13 protein-coding genes are annotated in these 18,246 nt (G+C 45.9%); 11 read left to right on the forward strand and 2 right to left on the reverse strand.

Annotated elements, in window-relative coordinates; genetic code table 11:
* Both CLV98_RS09165 and glgX read right to left on the reverse strand, forming a co-directional pair.
* A partial coding sequence (locus CLV98_RS09165; protein ID WP_146202250.1) for a DUF4437 domain-containing protein occupies nt 1-505 on the reverse strand: 505 nt, incomplete at its 3' end.
* A gap of 608 nt (nt 506-1,113) precedes the next feature.
* Nucleotides 1,114-3,282 carry a glycogen debranching protein GlgX gene (gene glgX / locus CLV98_RS09170; protein ID WP_229203288.1) on the reverse strand — a complete coding sequence of 723 codons (2,169 nt, stop codon included), beginning with the start codon at nt 3,280-3,282 and terminating at the stop codon, nt 1,114-1,116.
* Between the two features lie 218 nt (nt 3,283-3,500).
* Between glgX and CLV98_RS09175 the strand changes: the two genes are divergently transcribed.
* From CLV98_RS09175 to CLV98_RS09225, 11 genes are all read left to right on the forward strand, one after another.
* Nucleotides 3,501-3,695: a hypothetical protein gene (locus tag CLV98_RS09175; protein ID WP_146202251.1), complete on the forward strand. Its 195-nt coding sequence runs from the start codon at nt 3,501-3,503 to the stop codon at nt 3,693-3,695.
* A gap of 8 nt (nt 3,696-3,703) precedes the next feature.
* Complete coding sequence (locus CLV98_RS09180; protein ID WP_109674041.1) at nt 3,704-4,312, forward strand: hypothetical protein; 609 nt, start codon at nt 3,704-3,706, stop codon at nt 4,310-4,312.
* Nucleotides 4,313-4,785: 473 nt separating this feature from the next.
* Nucleotides 4,786-8,019 (forward strand): SusC/RagA family TonB-linked outer membrane protein, encoded by a 3,234-nt coding sequence (locus CLV98_RS09185; protein ID WP_109674042.1) that lies wholly within the window; start codon nt 4,786-4,788, stop codon nt 8,017-8,019.
* 38 nt (nt 8,020-8,057) lie between these two features.
* Nucleotides 8,058-9,527, forward strand: coding sequence for a RagB/SusD family nutrient uptake outer membrane protein (locus CLV98_RS09190; RefSeq protein ID WP_109674411.1), 1,470 nt, complete (start codon nt 8,058-8,060; stop codon nt 9,525-9,527).
* Nucleotides 9,528-9,548: 21 nt separating this feature from the next.
* Complete coding sequence (locus CLV98_RS09195) at nt 9,549-11,009, forward strand: glycoside hydrolase family protein (RefSeq protein ID WP_109674043.1); 1,461 nt, start codon at nt 9,549-9,551, stop codon at nt 11,007-11,009.
* Nucleotides 11,010-11,017: 8 nt separating this feature from the next.
* The gene (locus tag CLV98_RS09200; protein WP_109674044.1) at nt 11,018-11,677 is read left to right on the forward strand and encodes a fibrobacter succinogenes major paralogous domain-containing protein; all 660 of its coding nucleotides are present in this window, start codon (nt 11,018-11,020) and stop codon (nt 11,675-11,677) included.
* A gap of 238 nt (nt 11,678-11,915) precedes the next feature.
* Complete coding sequence (locus tag CLV98_RS09205) at nt 11,916-13,367, forward strand: glycoside hydrolase family protein (protein ID WP_109674045.1); 1,452 nt, start codon at nt 11,916-11,918, stop codon at nt 13,365-13,367.
* 137 nt (nt 13,368-13,504) lie between these two features.
* Nucleotides 13,505-14,998 carry a hypothetical protein gene (locus CLV98_RS09210; RefSeq protein WP_109674046.1) on the forward strand — a complete coding sequence of 498 codons (1,494 nt, stop codon included), beginning with the start codon at nt 13,505-13,507 and terminating at the stop codon, nt 14,996-14,998.
* A gap of 199 nt (nt 14,999-15,197) precedes the next feature.
* A complete protein-coding gene (locus CLV98_RS24055; RefSeq protein ID WP_109674047.1) occupies nt 15,198-15,890 on the forward strand; it encodes an acyltransferase in 693 nt (230 codons plus the stop codon).
* Between the two features lie 282 nt (nt 15,891-16,172).
* The gene (locus CLV98_RS09220; RefSeq protein WP_229203289.1) at nt 16,173-17,399 is read left to right on the forward strand and encodes a sialidase family protein; all 1,227 of its coding nucleotides are present in this window, start codon (nt 16,173-16,175) and stop codon (nt 17,397-17,399) included.
* 88 nt (nt 17,400-17,487) lie between these two features.
* Nucleotides 17,488-18,228, forward strand: a complete 741-nt coding sequence (locus CLV98_RS09225) for a phytanoyl-CoA dioxygenase family protein (RefSeq protein WP_109674048.1) — start codon at nt 17,488-17,490, stop codon at nt 18,226-18,228.
* Nucleotides 18,229-18,246 lie beyond the last annotated feature (18 nt).

Genomic DNA, 18,246 nt, shown 5'->3' on the forward strand with positions numbered 1-18,246 from the left:
TAAATTCCTCCCAGAGGTCGGAAGCCTTGACAGAACCAAAGAATAAACTGAATAGGCAGTTGAAAAAGAAAAAAAATAATATTTTGGTCCTATAAAGAGGGAGTATCATAATATGTGACTCTCCGACAGGTTGGGTCCAAAACGAGCCAGTTTTCATCCACATATTTTCAGCTTTGGGATCATCATTGTGAATCATCCCCTTTATAACCACAGCTCTATAGGTGACATTATGAATATGTGGCGGTGATGAAAAGCCGTCGGTAAATTTTGCTAAAAAACCTGTGGCTATCTCTCCTTTTCGATCTCCCCAAATGGTACCAGCTTGAGGGCTTTGCTCCCCTCTTGCTGGGTTTAATTTTTCCCATACAATTTCAGAACTTAATACTACCTTATTAGTTGGATTTTTGTTCTCTGTGAAATCGAGAGCCTGCTGTTTCCTATTGGGATTCATACAGGAAATCAAGCCTCCTAAAATAATAAGGATATTGATACTGGTTTTTGTCATTACAATTAGGTTAGAGGCAATTAGTCCTCTTATTTATGATGATTGAATAAGTATTAAAAGGGGGGGTAAGTGCTTGCTATATTTCTTTTATAGATCCATTTATTTTTCTGCTTGCAGAAAATCCCATGGCTTAAAGCCTGTTTAAATTTTATTGATTGAATGGTTTATCGCATAGGTTTTGAGCGAAACAAGGTAAATTTTGCAGGGATAGCCTTAGCTATCGTGCGACGAACCGTCACGAAAAACTTAACACAGCGACCGACGCTCGCCTGTAGCCCAATTACAGCCTAAACTATCAATTGATTTTTTAAACAAGCTCTCATACAACTATAAAAATTATAGTTGCAAAACTATGCATAGCCGTTTAACTATACAATAACGGTCAAATATGATAGTATATATTTGATGAAATGATAGGAGTCAAAATACTTCCCGGTAAGGAGAAAATATATGCGTGCGGTGCAAGCTCGACCATGGGAATGATTGGACGGGAGTACGCCGCACCCTTTAACCGGAATATATACTTTTTATCAATTAGCAGCATGCTCCTCAAATAACTAAGGGGCAAAAAAAGTGACTGCCTTAAGGAAGACAGCCACTGTGTATATTTATGAAATGGAGCTGGTGAGAACGATAATGGACCTGCCGGGGACTTCTAGTATTGACCCTGCGGTCATCTTTATTTCCTGCTTGCCTACCAGTGCTTCTTGCGTATCAATCACCTTATGCCATACATTACCCTCCCGCACGTTAGGTACGGTATAGTTCACTGGCTCATAATGGGCATTAAAGAGAATATAGAAGCTATCATCCGCAATTTCCGTTCCATCCTCGCTCCGGCATCGGATGCCCTTTCCATTGAGGTAAACGCCCAAAGACTTGGCAAAGTCGTGTTCCCAGTTTTCATCGGTCATCAGGTTGCCATCGGGCAGGTACCAGCGGATGTCCTCCAGCTCTGAGCCTTCGAGCGGGATGCCTTGGAACCACCTTTTACGTTTAAAAGAGGGGTGGAGTTTGGTGAATTGGATTAATTCCCGGGAATAGCGTAGCAGGGACTCGTCGACGGTATTCCAGTCGATCCAGGATATCTCGTTATCCTGGCAATAAGCGTTGTTATTGCCTTGTTGGGTCTTGCCCAGCTCGTCGCCTGCTACGAGCATGGGTACCCCTTGGGAGAGAAACAAGGTGGTCAGGAAGTTGCGTTTCTGGCGGTTTCTCAACCTGATCACTTCTGGGTTGTCGCTGGGGCCTTCCTCTCCACAATTCCACGAATTATTATCATTGGCTCCATCGCGGTTGCCTTCCCCATTGGCTTCATTATGCTTGTCATTATAGCTCACCAGATCGTTGAGCGTAAACCCATCATGAACCGTCACCATGTTGATGCTGGCCGTAGGGCTACGGTAGCCTCCTTGGTATAGATCGGCGCTTCCAGTAAATCTTTTAGCGAACTCGGCTAATTTGCTATCTGCACCCCGCCAAAAGTCCCGAACACAGTCGCGGTACATGCCGTTCCATTCGGCCCATCCCACCGGGAACTTGCCCACCATATAGCCGTCTTCATGGATGTCCCAAGGTTCGGCGATCAACTTTACCTGCGAAATAATGGGGTCCTGATGAATGATATTGAAAAATGAGCTGAGTGTGTCCGTTTCATGTAGTGAGCGAGCCAAAGAAGAGGCCAGGTCGAAGCGGAAACCATCGACTTGCATTTCGGTAATCCAGTACCTCAGGCTGTCCATTACCAGTCCGAGTACATAGGGTAGGCGGGTATTGAGGGTGTTGCCCGTTCCCGTATAATCGACATAATAACGGGGATCTTCCTGACTCAATCGGTAATAAGCCGGATTGTCGATTCCCTTGAAGGAAAGTGTGGGGCCTAGGTGGTTGCCTTCGGCAGTATGGTTGTATACTACATCGAGTATTACTTCAATACCGGCTTCATGTAGGGCTTTGACCATGCTTTTGAATTCATGAACCTGTTGCCCATGCGAGCCCGAAGCACTGTAACGCACATCTGGAGCAAAAAAACCGAGGGTATTATAGCCCCAATAGTTGGTGAGGCCTTGATCTACCAGATGTCGGTCGCTCACGAAATGATGTATGGGCATTAACTCAACGGTGGTAATTCCTAACGATAGTAGATAGTCGACCATAACCGGGTGCGCCAGACCTGCATAAGTTCCCCGGATGTCCTCAGGGATGCCGGGATGTTGGTAGGTCAGTCCTTTTACATGCGCTTCATAGATAACCGTATCGTGATAGGGTATCTTAGGGTGGCGAGCCTGGCCCCAATCAAAATGCGGGTCGACCACCACCGACTTAGGCATAAAGGGCGCACTATCCGTTTCGCTAAAACTATAGTCCTCTTCGCTATGGCCTATTTGATACCCAAAAAGGGCGTCGTCCCAGGCAATGGTCCCCGAAATCGCCTTGGCGTAAGGGTCAATCAGCAATTTGTTGACATTGAATCGGAGGCCTTTTTCTGGTGCATAGGGGCCATCGATCCTATAACCGTAGAGTTGCCCTGGCCGAATGCCCGGAAGATAGCAGTGCCATATATGGTGGGTGACCTCTTCTATTCTGACCACGAACTCCTCTTGGTTGTCGGAGTCGTATAGGCAGAGCATCACTGCGCTCGCATTTTCTGAGAATAGGGCAAAATTCACCCCTTCCCCATCCCAATGTGCTCCTAATGGATAGGGTTTTCCCGGCCAGACGCTCCGCTCCATTCCGGGGGCTGTACATTGAATTTTATTGGCAATAGGTGTCTCCATAAATATTTATGTTCAAAAGGTATAGGCTATAGGGGCGTAGTATAATTTCTGTGCCACTTTCGAAGTGGGTGGGGGAGGCAAATCAAAGGGGTGGAACAGTTTTTTAATTTGGATCTAATGATGAATCTATTGCGCAGTTAAGATAAGCTTACGGGGAGGCCGATTGGACCCCACATATCGATTTGGTTATAAAATGAACCCCTATAAAAATCATGAATATGGAACAGGAAAAATTTAAGGAAGGAGATTGGGTGAAACAGGTGCGTGGTACCCAGGCCATGACGGTCCTCGGTTATGTAGAGGATGGTCAGGAAGGGGCAGGGCGGCGGGTTATATGCTCCCTGAACGATTCGGAGGGGCAGCCGATTGAGGAAGTTTATCAAGAGCAGGAACTGGAATTAATGAATAATTAAGAAATACTATGAAGGAACATAATGAAACCGGTACCGTCCCTGCTCAATGCACGGGGCAGGAGATTGTGGCCCAAACGACGCGTAGCTTTGAATCGGTAGAGGCGGCCATTACCATGTTCGAGTTGGCGAGCCATCGGTTGCTCGATGTCAATAACTGGAATAAACTTACCCAGCAGCCCTTAGTTGATTTTCAGGTGACCGATGCCCAGGGGAACCCCCTGTCGCAGTCGGTGGAGGAGGGAAATTGTTTGAGCATCGATATACCCGGCCCAGGTACCGCAACGGGCGAGGGAAGAGATTGGGTGAGTGTGGAGCTGGTAAAAGAATATGTAGCGCCCAACGTGGACAGTATAGGGATGATGGTGCGGCCGATGGCCAACCCTACCAATGACGATACGGCGGTGGCGCATTTCTATAGCCCCGAGTCTACCAGTAGTTTTACCATTACCCGAGAGGGGACTAGAATAACTGCGGCCATCTACGACAAAAATATTAGCCTCAATAAAACTTCGGAGAACGTTACCGATGAGCTACGCAATAGGCTAGTCGGGATGGTGGGGATGGCGTTTTACTCGAAATGGGAATGGCAAAAATTGACGGACGGACTGTTGAGTTGATTGAGTTGAACCCGTAGAACCATTGTATTGACACAGTACGATCTACCGTGTGTACCGCGACTTTCTGGGTACACACGGTAGATCTTTTTATGTACCCCTAGGTGTCGCCCTGCTTTCAGACGGTCCAATATAAAGGTTGTACGTCCATGGGAGTTCGTGACTTGGGTACGGTTCCTTGGGTTTGGAGACCATCTTATGTCCGGCCCGTTTAGGCAGGAATTAGGAATGATATTGGACTGAATGAATAACTTGGTATATGTAGGTTCTTTTAGGAAAAGGACTAATAGCCATATAAAATATGGCTATTCTGGTATATTATAAGGTTTATTACCGTGGATTTTAGATGCCTTAGCGCTTTGCCAATACTTTTGAAAAATAGTATTATAAATGCACATGAAAGTAGCAGACTGTGGAAATCCCAAAACTTAATTTTGTAGAAACTTAAAATTATAAAACCTTATAAGCCTAATGTTATGCAAAAGAAAATTTTATTATATCGTTTTCTTTGTAAGCCTGTTCTTTTTGTCCTTGCCTTACTGACGATTGCTGGTCAACCGGTTTCTGCCCAACAGGCAGGTCGGAGTATATCTGGTCAGGTAATGGATGAAAACAACGAGCCGCTACCTGGAGTAAACATCCAATTGAAGGGGACTTTAATTGGTGCGAGTACCAATTCGAACGGAGACTACAAGATCAATGTAGCTTCCGATGATGCTACATTGATCTTTTCATTTATTGGTTATGAAAGTCAAGAGATCGTAGTTGGCAATCGTTCTACAATCGACGTGTCCTTGGTGGCCGATGTATCGGAGCTTAAGGAACTCGTAGTGGTGGGGTATGGAAGCCAGTCGAGAGAGACGGTAACCACCTCCATTTCCAAGTTGGACACGAAGGTGTTCGAAAATGTGACTTTTGCCAGTCCTGCCTCCGCTCTTCAAGGGACCATTTCCGGACTTCGGGTTCAGAGTACTTCTGGACAGCCCGGTGCTTCACCGCGGGTTATCCTACGGGGAGGGACTTCTATAGACAATCCGGACGGTTCCACTCCTTTATATGTAATCGATGGGGTAATCCGCTCGGACATGGACAATATCAACACAGCGGATATTGAGTCCATTCAAGTGTTAAAAGATGCAGCCTCTACCTCTATATATGGTGCGAGGGCTTCTAACGGGGTAATTATCGTGGAGACTAAGTCGGGTAAAGTAGGTACTACCCAAGTGCGTTATAACTACAACCTTACCTCCTCAAAGGTGGGAAATACTTATGATTTGGCTGGTGGAAAGGACTTTATCAAATTTATGCGGATGGGGATAGCTGCCAGTGGGGTGAAATCGCCTTCGGTGCTCGACTTCCTTACCCAAGCCAATGCCGGTGGTACAGGCAACGACCTCACCAATAATACGGCTTTTACTACCATGTATTTGTCTCCAGACAATAGCTATTTGTTAGACCTGCCAGCCGACCAGTGGGGAGCCATGTGGGAAACGACTCCCGATCCCCTGGATCCTACCAAAGATTTGATTTTCAAAGCCACTGATTTTCAGAAAACGGTTTTCCGTCAGGCATATACCCACGATCATAACTTGAATGTATCGGGTGGTACCGAAAAAGTAAAATATAGCATGGGCTTAGGCTACTTAAACAGCCAAGGTATTGCCATAAATACGGATTATAAAAGACTTACCCTGAATTTGAATGGGGATGTACAGGTTTCTAAAAAGCTAAACTTCTTTGGACGTCTGAATTATGCCAATGTAGACGATAACCAGGTTCCGAATGTAGGGGTAGTGTTTAAAAATAATATCAATACGGCCCAAACCTCTAAATACCAATTTGAGGATGGCAGTCTCGCTCCTGGACGTTTATTCACCAACGGTAACCCTGCTTATTATATTAGTCGCTACGACTCTGAGCGGATTCGCAACAATTATATGGTTGTGGTAGGTTCAAAACTGGATATACTTCCTGGTTTGACCTTTAGGCCACAGCTCTCCTTAATCAATAATACCTTCTCGACTAGGAATTTCTTGAAATCCTATCTGAATGGTCCTTTGGTATTGAACGAAAACCGGGAATCCACTACCTCGCAGATTTCCCAGGTGCAACATCAGGCAGATGCCGTACTGAATTATTCCAAAACCTTTGGCAATAGCCATAACCTAGATGCTACACTCGGTTATTCTTACTTTAAAACCTTCAATAAAGATTTGACGGCGGTGGGTAGAAATGCCGGTACCGACCTGATCCCCACTTTGAATGCTTCTGCTACACCTTGGAGCGTTACTGGATCCGAATCGGAGCAATTGCTATATGGTTATTTTGGTCGACTCAATTATAACTTCGAACAAAAATACCTTGTCACTGTCAATGCCCGTTACGATGGAGCGTCCAATCTTGGTGCCGATTATAAATGGGGTTTCTTTCCAGGGGTATCCTTGGGCTGGAACTTGCACCGTGAAGCTTTTTGGGATATGATGCCAGCGAGCATTTCTAATTTGAAGCTTCGTGGAAGTTACGGGGTCAATGGTAATATCAGCGGACTCGGAAACTATCAGGCTCAAGGATCTTACGCAGTAGGTGAGCGTTATAATGGAGCTGCGGCCATCTATAATACCGATTTGGCCAACCCTGCCTTGCAATGGGAGAAGTCCAAAACGCTAAACTTCGGGTTTGATCTAGGGTTGTTCCAAAACCGAGTGACGGCTGCGGTGGATGTTTATAGAAGAGTTACCGACAACTTGTTGACCAGCTTAGCCCTACCTCGTTCCACAGGTTTTACCAGCATTCTTACCAATTTGGGGAGTCTAGAGAACAAAGGTTTAGATTTGGAAGTGAGTGCGCGTTTACTCCCAGCAACTTCGGATGTACAGTGGACTGCCGCCTTCAATGCCAGTTATGTAAAAATGAAAATCCTTCAATTGCCTGAAAATGGTATTGAGAATAATAGAATTGGTGGATTCAATGTATGGGACGAAGCCACAAACTCTTACCAGTGGAAAGGTGGGTTGCAAGAAGGGGGTACTATCGGCGATATGTATGCCTATAAGCAGCTGAGTATCTATGCTACTGACGAAGAGGCTGCGGCTGGTCCTGTGGATATGCTCGTAGTAGGTGCCGACAAAACCAAACATGGTGGCGACGTGAACTGGCAAGATACCGATGGGAATGGCATCATCGACAGCCAGGACCGCGTATATATGGGTAACCCTTATCCAACTTGGACCGGAGGACTTACCAACCGCCTGAACTACAAAGGATTTGGTTTTACCGTCCGCATGGACTATACCACGGGTCATATGATCTATAACGAAACCAAAGCAAGGGTGTTAGGGAACTTCTCAGGACAGAATGCGATATCCGCTGCCGTGACCAGATCGTGGCAGAACCAAGGGGATATCACCGATATACCTCGCTACTACTGGGCCGATCAGAATCAGAAATCTAACCTTTACAGGGGTAATTCTAACTATTACGAAAAAGGCGATTTTCTATGCCTAAGGGAGATTTCATTGTCCTATATGTTGCCTGAAAGCATAGCCAACAAATTAAAAATGAGCAATGTGAGGTTTCATGCTACAGCCAATAACCTAAAGTACTTTACCAAATTTACGGGTCTGAATCCCGAAGAAGGGGGTACCGATACGGGTCGTTTCCCAATGCCTAGAAACTTCATTTTTGGATTGCAATTGACTCCTTCGTTTTAAGAATTACTCAAAATTTAAAAAGTATTAATATGAAATCCATGATACGAAAACTAATGACAGCCGGTATGGCGGTTGTCATGTTCTCTGCCTGCACCGATGATCTAACCTTGACACCCATCAGTCAGATTACCAATACTTCATTTTGGAAGTCAGCCGAAGAAGCAGAGGGTGGACTCAACGGTATGTACGTTCGTTTGCGTACGCAAGCAGCAAACAATATGTTTGTTTGGGGCGAAGCTAGAAGTGAGATTTGGGCACAGAACTTCGGTTTTGACCCTTCTGCAAACTATTACGCCTTTGCCAACGACCTAAGCCAAGTAAACGCCGGTCCCGATTGGACCACCATGTATTCGGTAGTGCATGATGCCAACCTGATCATTAAATATGTGCCCGATATCTCGTTTCCTTCCGAATCGGAGAAGAATGAGATTCTAGCCCAGGCGTATGCCACAAGAGCCTTCGTTTATTTTACCATGAGCAAGGTATGGGGCGACCTTATCCTCATCACCGAACCCACAGAAGGTATTGAGCCCGATAAAATATATCAGGAGAGAGCCACTCAGGCAGAGGTTTTCGCTTTAATAAAAGAAGATTTGGAACGCTCCTTGTCACTTTTTGATACTAACGAATTTTCTGAAGGTCGCATTAAATGGTCGGAGCCGGCTGTGAATGCCCTGAAAGCCGATGTGTACCTATGGTCTGGTAAGAAGCTGGGCGGAGGAGCCGCCGACTTTACCGAGGCCTTGGAGGCTATTTCTGAAGTAGAAAGTAGTGATGTAGAGCTATTAACAGATTTTAATGACATCTTTAGCTTCACCAATAAGGGCAATAAAGAAGTGATTCTTAGTGTTCGATTTGCGGAAGGGGAGTCCACTACCCGTACTGTTTATGGTGGGGTTACCGCCTTGGCCTCGCCTACAGCTCCCTACACCGACCAGAGTGTTATCGATAAGTTATTACCTTATTCTGGTAAAAATGTTTACTGGCAACTATCTTCTCTCGTAACCGATCAGTTTTCTGATGAGGACTCTAGGAAAGATGCTAGCTTTATTGAAGTAACACAGACTAGAGATGGGGTTACGAGCCTGCTCTACAACATCGATCAGAAATGGCCAGGAGTGATCAGTGGTGGGGTACGGGTAATGTACGACGACTTTATTGTTTACCGCTATGCCGATGTAGTCCTGATGAAAGCAGAAGCTCAAAATGCCCTAGGACAAGACCCTTCGGAGGCTATCAACCTGATCAGAAAAAGAGCCTATGGCGAAAACTATGAGGCACATACCTTCGTGAGTAGTACGCAAGAAGAAAATGATGAGGTTATTCTACAAGAGCGACTCTTCGAATTCCTACAAGAAGGCAAGCGTTGGTACGACTTAGTACGGTTCGACAAGGCCCTACAAAAGGTACCTTCTTTGGAAGGGAAGACTCAAAATGACCTACTTTTCCCATTAAGTGAGACGATCCTTAGTTTGGAGCCCCTTATTGAACAGAATCCTGGGTATTGATTTTAATTAAATTGATTGCAAATGTTTAAATTAAAAATTTCTGGATGGGTATTAGCCGCAACTATGATAGTTTTAAGTAGCTACAAAGGAGTGGTGCCCATCACAGAGGATACAGTTATTGAATTAGGAAGTAAGCGCGAGATTTTTGTCGATAAATTCTTGATTCAAGAGCTGAAAGGAGCCGAGCTCGTCATGAAGTCGCCTAGGGATGAGGGAGCTGTAATGGCTTTCAATGAGCCCTGGGAGACGAATGCCCCGGCATATATTACGATCCTAAAAGATACCGACCGGTACCGCGCCTATTATAGGGGCGGTACCCCCGGCAAAAATGGTCGAAGTATCGACAATACTTGCTATGCCGAGTCGCAGGATGGGATTGCCTGGGAAAAACCCATTTTGAATATGGTCTCCGTCAATGGTTCTAAAGAGAATAACGTTATTCTGGAAGAAATGCCTTTGACGCATAACTTTAGTCCATTTATTGATACCAATCCTTCAGCATCTGCAAGCCAAAAGTACAAGGCCTTCGGCGGAACGGATAGTTCCGGACTCATTCCCTTCGTTTCGGAAGATGGAGTCCATTGGACCAAGCTTAGCCAGACGCCGGTGATTACCGACGGACTATTGGATTCCCAAAATGTCTCCTTTTGGTCCGAATCAGAGCAGGTGTATGTTTGCTACTTCCGTTCGTGGACGGGAGGAGGGGAGCTCGGCTACCGATCGGTAAGCAGGAGTACCTCTAAGGATTTCTTACACTGGACCAAGCCAGTAGAAATGTCCTATGGAGATACTCCCTTCGAGCATATTTATACCCAGCAGACCAGCCCTTATTTTAGGGCTCCACATATCTATATTGCGATTGGGTCCAGGTTTGTACCTCATCGTCAAATCGCTACCTTGGACCAACTCGAGAGGCTGCAAGTAGACCCTGGCCAGCATAAGGGACTTTCAGAGCCGTTTTTGATGAGCTCACGTGGAGGTACTACCTACGACCGTACCTTTATGGAGGCCTATATTCGTCCGGCAGTGGGCCTCAACCATTGGTCGGCTCGTACCAACTACCCATCGCTGAATGTAGTGCCGACAGGAGATAGTGAAATGTCGCTGTATGTTAATCAAGATTATGCCCAGCCTACCGGACATTTGCGCAGGTACTCTATGAGACTAGATGGTTTCAGTGCCCTCAATGCACCCTATGAAGGGGGGGCGATGATCACCAAGCCGTTTACCTTCGAGGGTAAGGAGTTGGAAATCAATTATGCTACCTCGGCAGTCGGCGAGATTCGCATCGCCATTCAAGATGAGCATGGGGAGGAAATTCCAGGTTTTTCTATGATAGAATGTGCGGAGCTAGTCGGCAATGAAACCGTAAGGACCGTGACCTGGAATGGGGAAAAAGATCTGTCCCAACTGTCGTCGAAACCGGTTCGTTTACATATTTATTTAAAGGATGCGGATCTCTATTCGATTCGCTTCAAATAAGATTGACCATGAAAATTACTCATATTGTACCGCTTTTTTTGCTGCCCCTCCTATTTTCAATGATAAGAAATGAAGCGGCTTTTGAAGCCAAATCTATAAAAATTGGGGATCAGGAATGGACGGCAGAAAATCTCGATGTGGCCAAATTCCGAAATGGCGACCCTATTCCTGAGGCTAGCACATTTGAGGAATGGGAGCAGGCCTGCATAGACGGTTCACCAGCATGGTGCTACTATAATAACGATCCTGTCAAGTATAAGCAGATGGGGAAACTGTACAATTATTGGGCAGTGTCCGATAAAAGAAAACTCGCTCCTGAAGGCTGGCACGTGCCTACTGATGCCGAATGGATGAAGTTAGCCGAGCATTTGGGTGGTGAAAAATTGGCCGGTAAAAGTTTGAAATCGGCGAAGGGTTGGAAAAAATCGGGACAAGGTTCCAACAAAAGTGGTTTCAATGGCTTGCCGGCAGGTTATCGCAGTCATGAGAAGCCTTCCTACTATGGCGGACCATTCTTCGACATGGGAGCGGGGGCGTACTGGTGGAGCACTACCCGCTACTTAGTGGACAATAGTATCAGTCGCAAACTTTCCTACGACCATTCAGGACTTGAAAAAACGAGTTTTGTGATGACGGCAGGGCTCTCCGTACGACTGTTGAAGGACTAGAGTTATCAGTAATTCTGGATGGATGTTTTCTGAATAAAGGCAGGTGGGGTTAATGGGGCTAAGTCTATTCGCTACCATAGCCCACCTGTCCCTTTTAGCCGTAAGTCTTTGAGGATGCTAGGACCAGCGATTATTGTCGTATAATGATTAACAGCGTATTGTATATAAAACATGGAGCCTGTCGCAGGGCTAAAAGCACTACCATCCTAAGAAAGCGAAGTATCACTTAACCTCGAACATGATGAATCTCAAAAGAAAATCATTATTGCTTTTATTGTTGACGATAACGGCTGGGGCTACCTCATGGGCTCAACAAGCCGTTGATATCGGTAATCGCCGTGAACTGTTTGTTGACCACCATCTGGTAGATCAGCTCAAGAACGCAACTTTTCAGTTACATCATCCACGAAACGAAGGAGAGGTACTAAAATTTGATAATCCTTGGGAAGGGAATTTTTCGGCTTACTGTACGATCATTAAAGACCAGGGGCTTTATAGGGCCTATTATCGGGGCGTTCGCAATGCCGGAGAAGACGGCTCAGCCGAAGAAGTAACGTGCTATGCCGAATCGGTGGACGGGGTGAACTGGACAAAGCCTGATTTGGGCCTCAAAGAGATTGACGGTTCGAAACATAATAATGCGATACTGGCCCATGAGGCGCCAATGACCCATAATTTTAGTCCCTTCGTGGATGCCAATCCCAATGCTAATCCAGAAGAAAGGTATAAGGCCATAGGAGGAATCAAGAAAAGCGGGCTAATGGCCTATGTGTCGGCCGATGGGATTCATTGGAAAAAAAAGCAACAAGAGAGCGTTTTTACGAAGGGGCTTTTTGATTCTCAAAACGTTGCCTTTTGGTCGGAAAGCGAAAGACAGTATGTCTGTTATTTCAGGACTTGGTCAGGGGAGGGGTATCATGGGTTTAGATCCGTTAGCCGTACCACCTCTACTGATTTTATCCATTGGACCGAACCGGAGGCTATGACTTTTGGTGACACTCCTCTGGAACATTTATATACCCAACAGACCAGTCCATATTTCAGGGCTCCCCATATCTATGTGGCCATAGGAGCTCGTTTTATGCCCAATAGACAGGTCGTATCGGAGGAGCAAGCGGCAAAGCTTGACGTAAATCCCAAATATTATAAGGACTGTTCTGATGCGATTTTTATGACCTCTCGAGGAGGGAATGTGTATGATCGTACGTTTATGGAATCTTATATTCGTCCGGGTGTGGGGTTGGCCAACTGGGTGTCTCGTTCCAATTACCCCGCCTTAAATGTAGTTCAGACCAGTGATACTGAAATGTCTGTATATGTTAATGAGGAGTATGCACAGCCAAAGGCACATTTAAAACGATATTCGATGCGGTTGGATGGCTTTACTTCGCTGACTGCCCCTTACAGTGGTGGAGAGCTAATCACCAAGCCATTTATATTTAAAGGAAGCCAGCTAGAAATAAATTATTCTACCTCCGCTGCTGGAGAAATCAAGATTGAAATCCAGGATCAAAATGGTAAGCCTATTCCTGGCTTTACCTTGGAGGATGCCCAACCGATCATCGGGAATGAAATCACGAGGATTGTTTCGTGGAAAGGAGGAGAGGATATCTCGCAATTCGCTTCAAAACCCGTTCGATTAAGAGTTTATGTGAAAGATGGAGATCTATACTCCTTTAAGTTTAACTAATAAAAAGAGGGCTATGCTCTGAAGAATAGGCAGCTCATCAACTGAATAAACATTGAACAGCCCCATAGGAATATCCGCTTTGGGTAGGGGAGGTTCTGTCATAAAGCAATTTGTACGTTACTAGACTAGCTTGTATTATGAAAAATAAATTAATAGCATTAATAATTCTTCTGGCAACGATAGGAGAAGCCAGCATGGCGGCCGATGTGCTGAAGGCTTCAGCACAGACGTTCTCCATAACGCCGAAAGTAGGAACGCCAAGTGGACATACCAAAACAGGAAACAAAATTGAAGTCGTTTATGGCGATCTGAAGACCACCCTCGTTTTATTTGAGGAAGGAGCCAACCGACTCTGTTACCTTACCTCTGCCTTAGGTGTGGACGGTGGAGCGCTCAACAAGGCCAGTGTGCAAATATTGTCGAAAACATTACAGATAGACCCAGAGGCGGTAGTGGCGTCCTCATCCCATAATCACACCATTCCTTGGCTCAATGTCGATACGGTCAACGTTCCTGAGCCCGGGAATCCACAACGATTATCATGGGAGCTGGGACAGGACTACTTAAAGAAATTACAAGCAGCCGCCGATCAGCTAGCCAAGTCCTTAGTTCCCGTAACTGTAGAATGGGGCGTAGCCGAAGAGAATAGAATTACCTACAACCGCCGTGGGCGTCGCTTAAATGGTAAGACCTATTTTATGCGTGAGGAAGACCGAATGCTGGTAGGGGAAGGATATCGCGGATTAATAGACCCGGAAGCAATGGTGGTCGTATTGAAGGATCTGAAAGAAAAACCCGTTGCGGCATTCTCATTCTTTACTGGCCATCCCGTGGCAGCTTATAACCCCGAAAAGTTGATGAGCTATGGACAATTCCCGCAAGCGGCTTCTGAGAAACTTTCGAAGCATCTCGGAGGGGTTCCAGTAGCATTTATTCAGGGTTGTGGTGGCGACATTAACTCCAAACACATGCTTTCTGGAACTATAGAGCAGGCTCGTTTATTGGGCGAGCAGTTAGGAGATAGCTTTATTATTGCTGCCAAATCGCTCCGGAAATCGAAGCGAATAGGACTCGAATGGAGTCGCGAACCTGTGGATATCCCATTGGCTTCACTGCCAAGTGAGAGCAGTTTGAGAAAAGACTTAGAATCTATTGACGATTTCGTGAAACGGGGCAATGCTGGAGATGAAAATACTTACGAATGCGTCGGGATGAATTTCCCTAAGGCTCTTTCGCCGGTGTATCGGGCAAGCTTGGTGCAGGCGGTACGCCGCTGGTACGTGTGGGCTTTGGAACAGCACACGACCCAAAATCTCAAGAATGTACCCACTACCATGCCTATTAGCATAGTGGTGGCTCGTATTGGAGATGTAGGATTTGTAGGGCTCCCCTACGAGGCATTCGTGAAAACAGGTTTGAAAATAAAAAATGAAGCGGCCCTTCCTTGCGTGCTGACAGCAGGCTATACCGACGGACATTTGGGATACATTCCGGATGCCAGCGCCGTGAACGACAGAGAGTATCAGGCGGGATATTTTCGGTATAGAGGCAATGTGCCTCCGTATAAGGCTCCAGGAGGAGATGCCTGTTCGATAGTAGCCGTAAAAAAATTGGCAGAGTTTGCTCGGTAGCAGTTCGCATCTGTAGGTGCCAAGCTTTCGCAACTGTTGGGTACCATATTGGCCATTGGGTGCTTCGAGCATCATCGGAAGTGAGCCACTGCCTGCCTTCATGGGGATGCCAAATATCGCTTGGCTCCCCACTTGGGTTCGATGGTTATGTTTAGGTGTTGATGCTGGGTTGCGCCAGTTAACTTTTTAAAGTGAGGACATGGGAAATACAATGGAGATGAGGAATTGTAAGCTGGGAGAGGGAGCCGAGATTCAGCCAAATGTGATGCTGGGCTATCAGTATCCCGGCTGGAAAGATCCATTAATTCTTGGAAAAATGGCCCGTATTCATAGTGGGAGTGTAATATATGCAGATACTGTAATTGGAGACCATTTTAGTTGTGGTCATCAGGTGACCATTCGGGCTGCCTGTCAAATTGCCGATCGGGTAGTAGTCCTGCATGGCACTACCCTAGAAGGGAATCTGAGTATTGGAAAGGGGGTTAAAATCATGTCCAATGTCTATATTCCTAGTCGTACGCATATTGGTAGTATGGTGTTTATAGGCCCTGGAGTGAATTTTTTGAATGCCTTACTTCCCATGCGCAATAAAGCCGTGGCGGGTGCCACTATTGATGACCACGTCGTGATTGGGGGAGGGGTTACGATAGGCCCTGGGGTACATATAGGTGCCAACTCCTTTGTTGGGGCAGGGTCGGTCGTTCTAAAGGATGTACCCCCCAATTCGTTAGTCTACGGGGTGCCAGCCACCTGGCGTCCTTTACCCGAGAAATTTGGTCAGGGTAACGATCCCGAGCAAATTTTTAATGGTTTGGATTTATGGGATAACCGACCAGCCGATCAATCTTGGAACGAAGAAGACTACCCAGGGAAAGTTGATTCTCAAATGTGAATGCATAGGCCTTGAAAGCGCCTGTTGATTCCCTATTATGCCCGAATGGACCCGTTTAAATACATCAAGATTCATAATAAATGGGCTATAGGACTTGAACTTGGCCTAAGATTCCATTTCAATATCCGATCCAATAATTTGGCGGTCTGTTTAAATATTTTTAAGTAGACCGACTCCCTTCTCAATGAGCTGAAACTTAGGTGATTTGGAGAAGAGGTTTTTTCTGATTCCATTCTGTGCAAAATATCCGAGAACAAATATAATCCCTAAACGATGTCGCAAATGTATATGAATCCATTCCCAATTCGAAGTCACTGGAGTGTCTTAGGCTTTGCTTATGGCTTGCTTTTTAGCTTTCTACCTGCTTTTGCCATGAGTGGTGAGGACGATAATCGATCGAAGAAAGAGGTATCTTTAACACCCGCTATTAAGAAGATAAAGGATATCGTCATTTATAAGGACGATACCTATTTTTCAGCCTTCCCTTCTGTAATAAAACGACCGGATGGGGAATTGGTGGTGGCATTCAGAAGGGCTCCCGACCGTAAGATATTTGGAGAATCTCATACCAACCATGTAGATCCCAATAGTTATCTCGTGATGGTTCGATCGAGGGACGGGGAGCAATGGAGCCCTACCCCCGAACTGCTCTATGCCCATCCTTTGGGTGGCTCGCAGGATCCCTGTTTATTACAGCTTCAGGATGGCTCGATCCTCTGTACGAGCTATGGCTGGGCATTTGTAAAGTCGGAAGTACGTCCTCATTTGAAACAGCCTAACTTTCAGGCGGGGGAGGCTACTTTTCTGGGTGGGTATTTGATGCGATCGACAGATGGTGGAGCCACCTGGAGCCAACCCATTTATCCCCCACATATCCAACCCGAAATAAACTTTTCGGCCGATGGTAAACCACTTCCCGCTTATAACAGAGGGGCTCTTTGCGAAGGAAAGGACGGTCTTATTTACTGGATAGTCGCGGCGTCCGACTCAAATAGCCCCAAAAAAACCTCCAATCATCTCTTGGTCTCCGACGACAAAGGCCTTACCTGGCTTTATAAAAGCGTAGTGGCTATAGATAGCACTGCTTCTTTTAATGAGTCTTCGATTTATCAGACACCCAAAGGAGACCTGGTTGGTTTTTTGAGGACTGCCCGAATGGATGGGCAAGCGTGCATCGCCCGGTCGACCGACGGAGGAGAAACCTTTAAATGGCAAAAAATGGGATTTCAAGGCCATCCCTTAAATGTACTACGCTTACCCGACAACCGGGTGCTGCTGACCTATGGCTATCGCCAAAAACCATATGGCATACGGGCCCGGATCTTAAATTCGGAATGCACCGATTTTGCCACTGCCCAGGAGTTCGTGTTGCGGGATGACGGTGGCAGTAGCGATTTGGGCTATTCCTGGCCTGTGCAGCTCGACAACGAAAGGGTATTGGTAACCTATTACTTCAATAAAGACAATGGTACCAGACATATAGCCGGCACCATTATAGAAATTAAATAACCCACTAAAAAGTATAAAAGATTTAAACGTATGTGCGGTGAGGAAACGAGGGACAGCCGATAGTACTCCCCATTTAAATGATGAATTAATGGATTTAAAAGCATTGAAAGGTGAGTTTGACCGGAATGGGTACGTTATGCTATCACAGTTTATTTCTGAAGATCGTTCACGGGAATTACAAGCTAAAGTAGAGGAGTTTATTAGAGTGTCGGTTCCAACAATGCCGCCCGAACATGTCTTCTATGAGAATGATCAGGACAATACGAGCTTAAAACAACTTTTTCATCTGTCTGATTATGATCCCTATTTCCATCAGTTGATTCATGGAAGTATTTTTGAAGAACTGGCCGAGGTGCTGTTGGGGGAAAAGATGAAAAAACGGTTTGTGGAGTATTTTAACAAACCTGCCCGTTCGGGTAAACCCACTCCCCCTCATCAAGACGGCTATTATTTTAAATTGACTCCACCTCAAGCCATTACTTTTTGGATCCCATTAGAAGAAGTCAATCAAGAAAATGGCTGTTTGCGATACGTAAAAGGCTCACATTTGCATGGCCTTCGGCCTCATGGACGCACTGCTACGCTCGGTTTCTCTCAGGGGATTACCGATTATGGTATTCCAAGCGACCTCACCTATGAAGCCCCTATGCCCGTCGACGTTGGCGATGTATTGGTACATCATGCCATGACCATCCATAGGGCCGATCAAAATAAGAGCCTGACCCGCTCTCGACGGGTTCTGGCTTTGGTTTATTTCGGAGCGTCGGCCGTGGAGGATATCGTATCGAAAGCAGATTATCAAAAGGAACTATTAGCCGCAAAAAAATAAATCGCACGATTAGGATAC

It is taken from the genome of Dyadobacter jejuensis, from assembly GCF_003149085.1.
Lineage (GTDB): Bacteria > Bacteroidota > Bacteroidia > Cytophagales > Spirosomataceae > Dyadobacter > Dyadobacter jejuensis.

Excerpts from the sequence above, each read along its gene's own strand:
- glgX (WP_229203288.1), bottom strand. The coding sequence starts at position 3,282 with ATGGAGACACCTATTGCCAATAAAATTCAATGTACAGCCCCCGGAATG.
- CLV98_RS09175 (WP_146202251.1), top strand. The coding sequence starts at position 3,501 with ATGGAACAGGAAAAATTTAAGGAAGGAGATTGGGTGAAACAGGTGCGT.
- CLV98_RS09180 (WP_109674041.1), top strand. The coding sequence starts at position 3,704 with ATGAAGGAACATAATGAAACCGGTACCGTCCCTGCTCAATGCACGGGG.
- CLV98_RS09185 (WP_109674042.1), top strand. The coding sequence starts at position 4,786 with ATGCAAAAGAAAATTTTATTATATCGTTTTCTTTGTAAGCCTGTTCTT.
- CLV98_RS09190 (WP_109674411.1), top strand. The coding sequence starts at position 8,058 with ATGATACGAAAACTAATGACAGCCGGTATGGCGGTTGTCATGTTCTCT.
- CLV98_RS09195 (WP_109674043.1), top strand. The coding sequence starts at position 9,549 with ATGTTTAAATTAAAAATTTCTGGATGGGTATTAGCCGCAACTATGATA.
- CLV98_RS09200 (WP_109674044.1), top strand. The coding sequence starts at position 11,018 with ATGAAAATTACTCATATTGTACCGCTTTTTTTGCTGCCCCTCCTATTT.
- CLV98_RS09205 (WP_109674045.1), top strand. The coding sequence starts at position 11,916 with ATGATGAATCTCAAAAGAAAATCATTATTGCTTTTATTGTTGACGATA.
- CLV98_RS09210 (WP_109674046.1), top strand. The coding sequence starts at position 13,505 with ATGAAAAATAAATTAATAGCATTAATAATTCTTCTGGCAACGATAGGA.
- CLV98_RS24055 (WP_109674047.1), top strand. The coding sequence starts at position 15,198 with ATGGGAAATACAATGGAGATGAGGAATTGTAAGCTGGGAGAGGGAGCC.
- CLV98_RS09220 (WP_229203289.1), top strand. The coding sequence starts at position 16,173 with ATGTATATGAATCCATTCCCAATTCGAAGTCACTGGAGTGTCTTAGGC.
- CLV98_RS09225 (WP_109674048.1), top strand. The coding sequence starts at position 17,488 with ATGGATTTAAAAGCATTGAAAGGTGAGTTTGACCGGAATGGGTACGTT.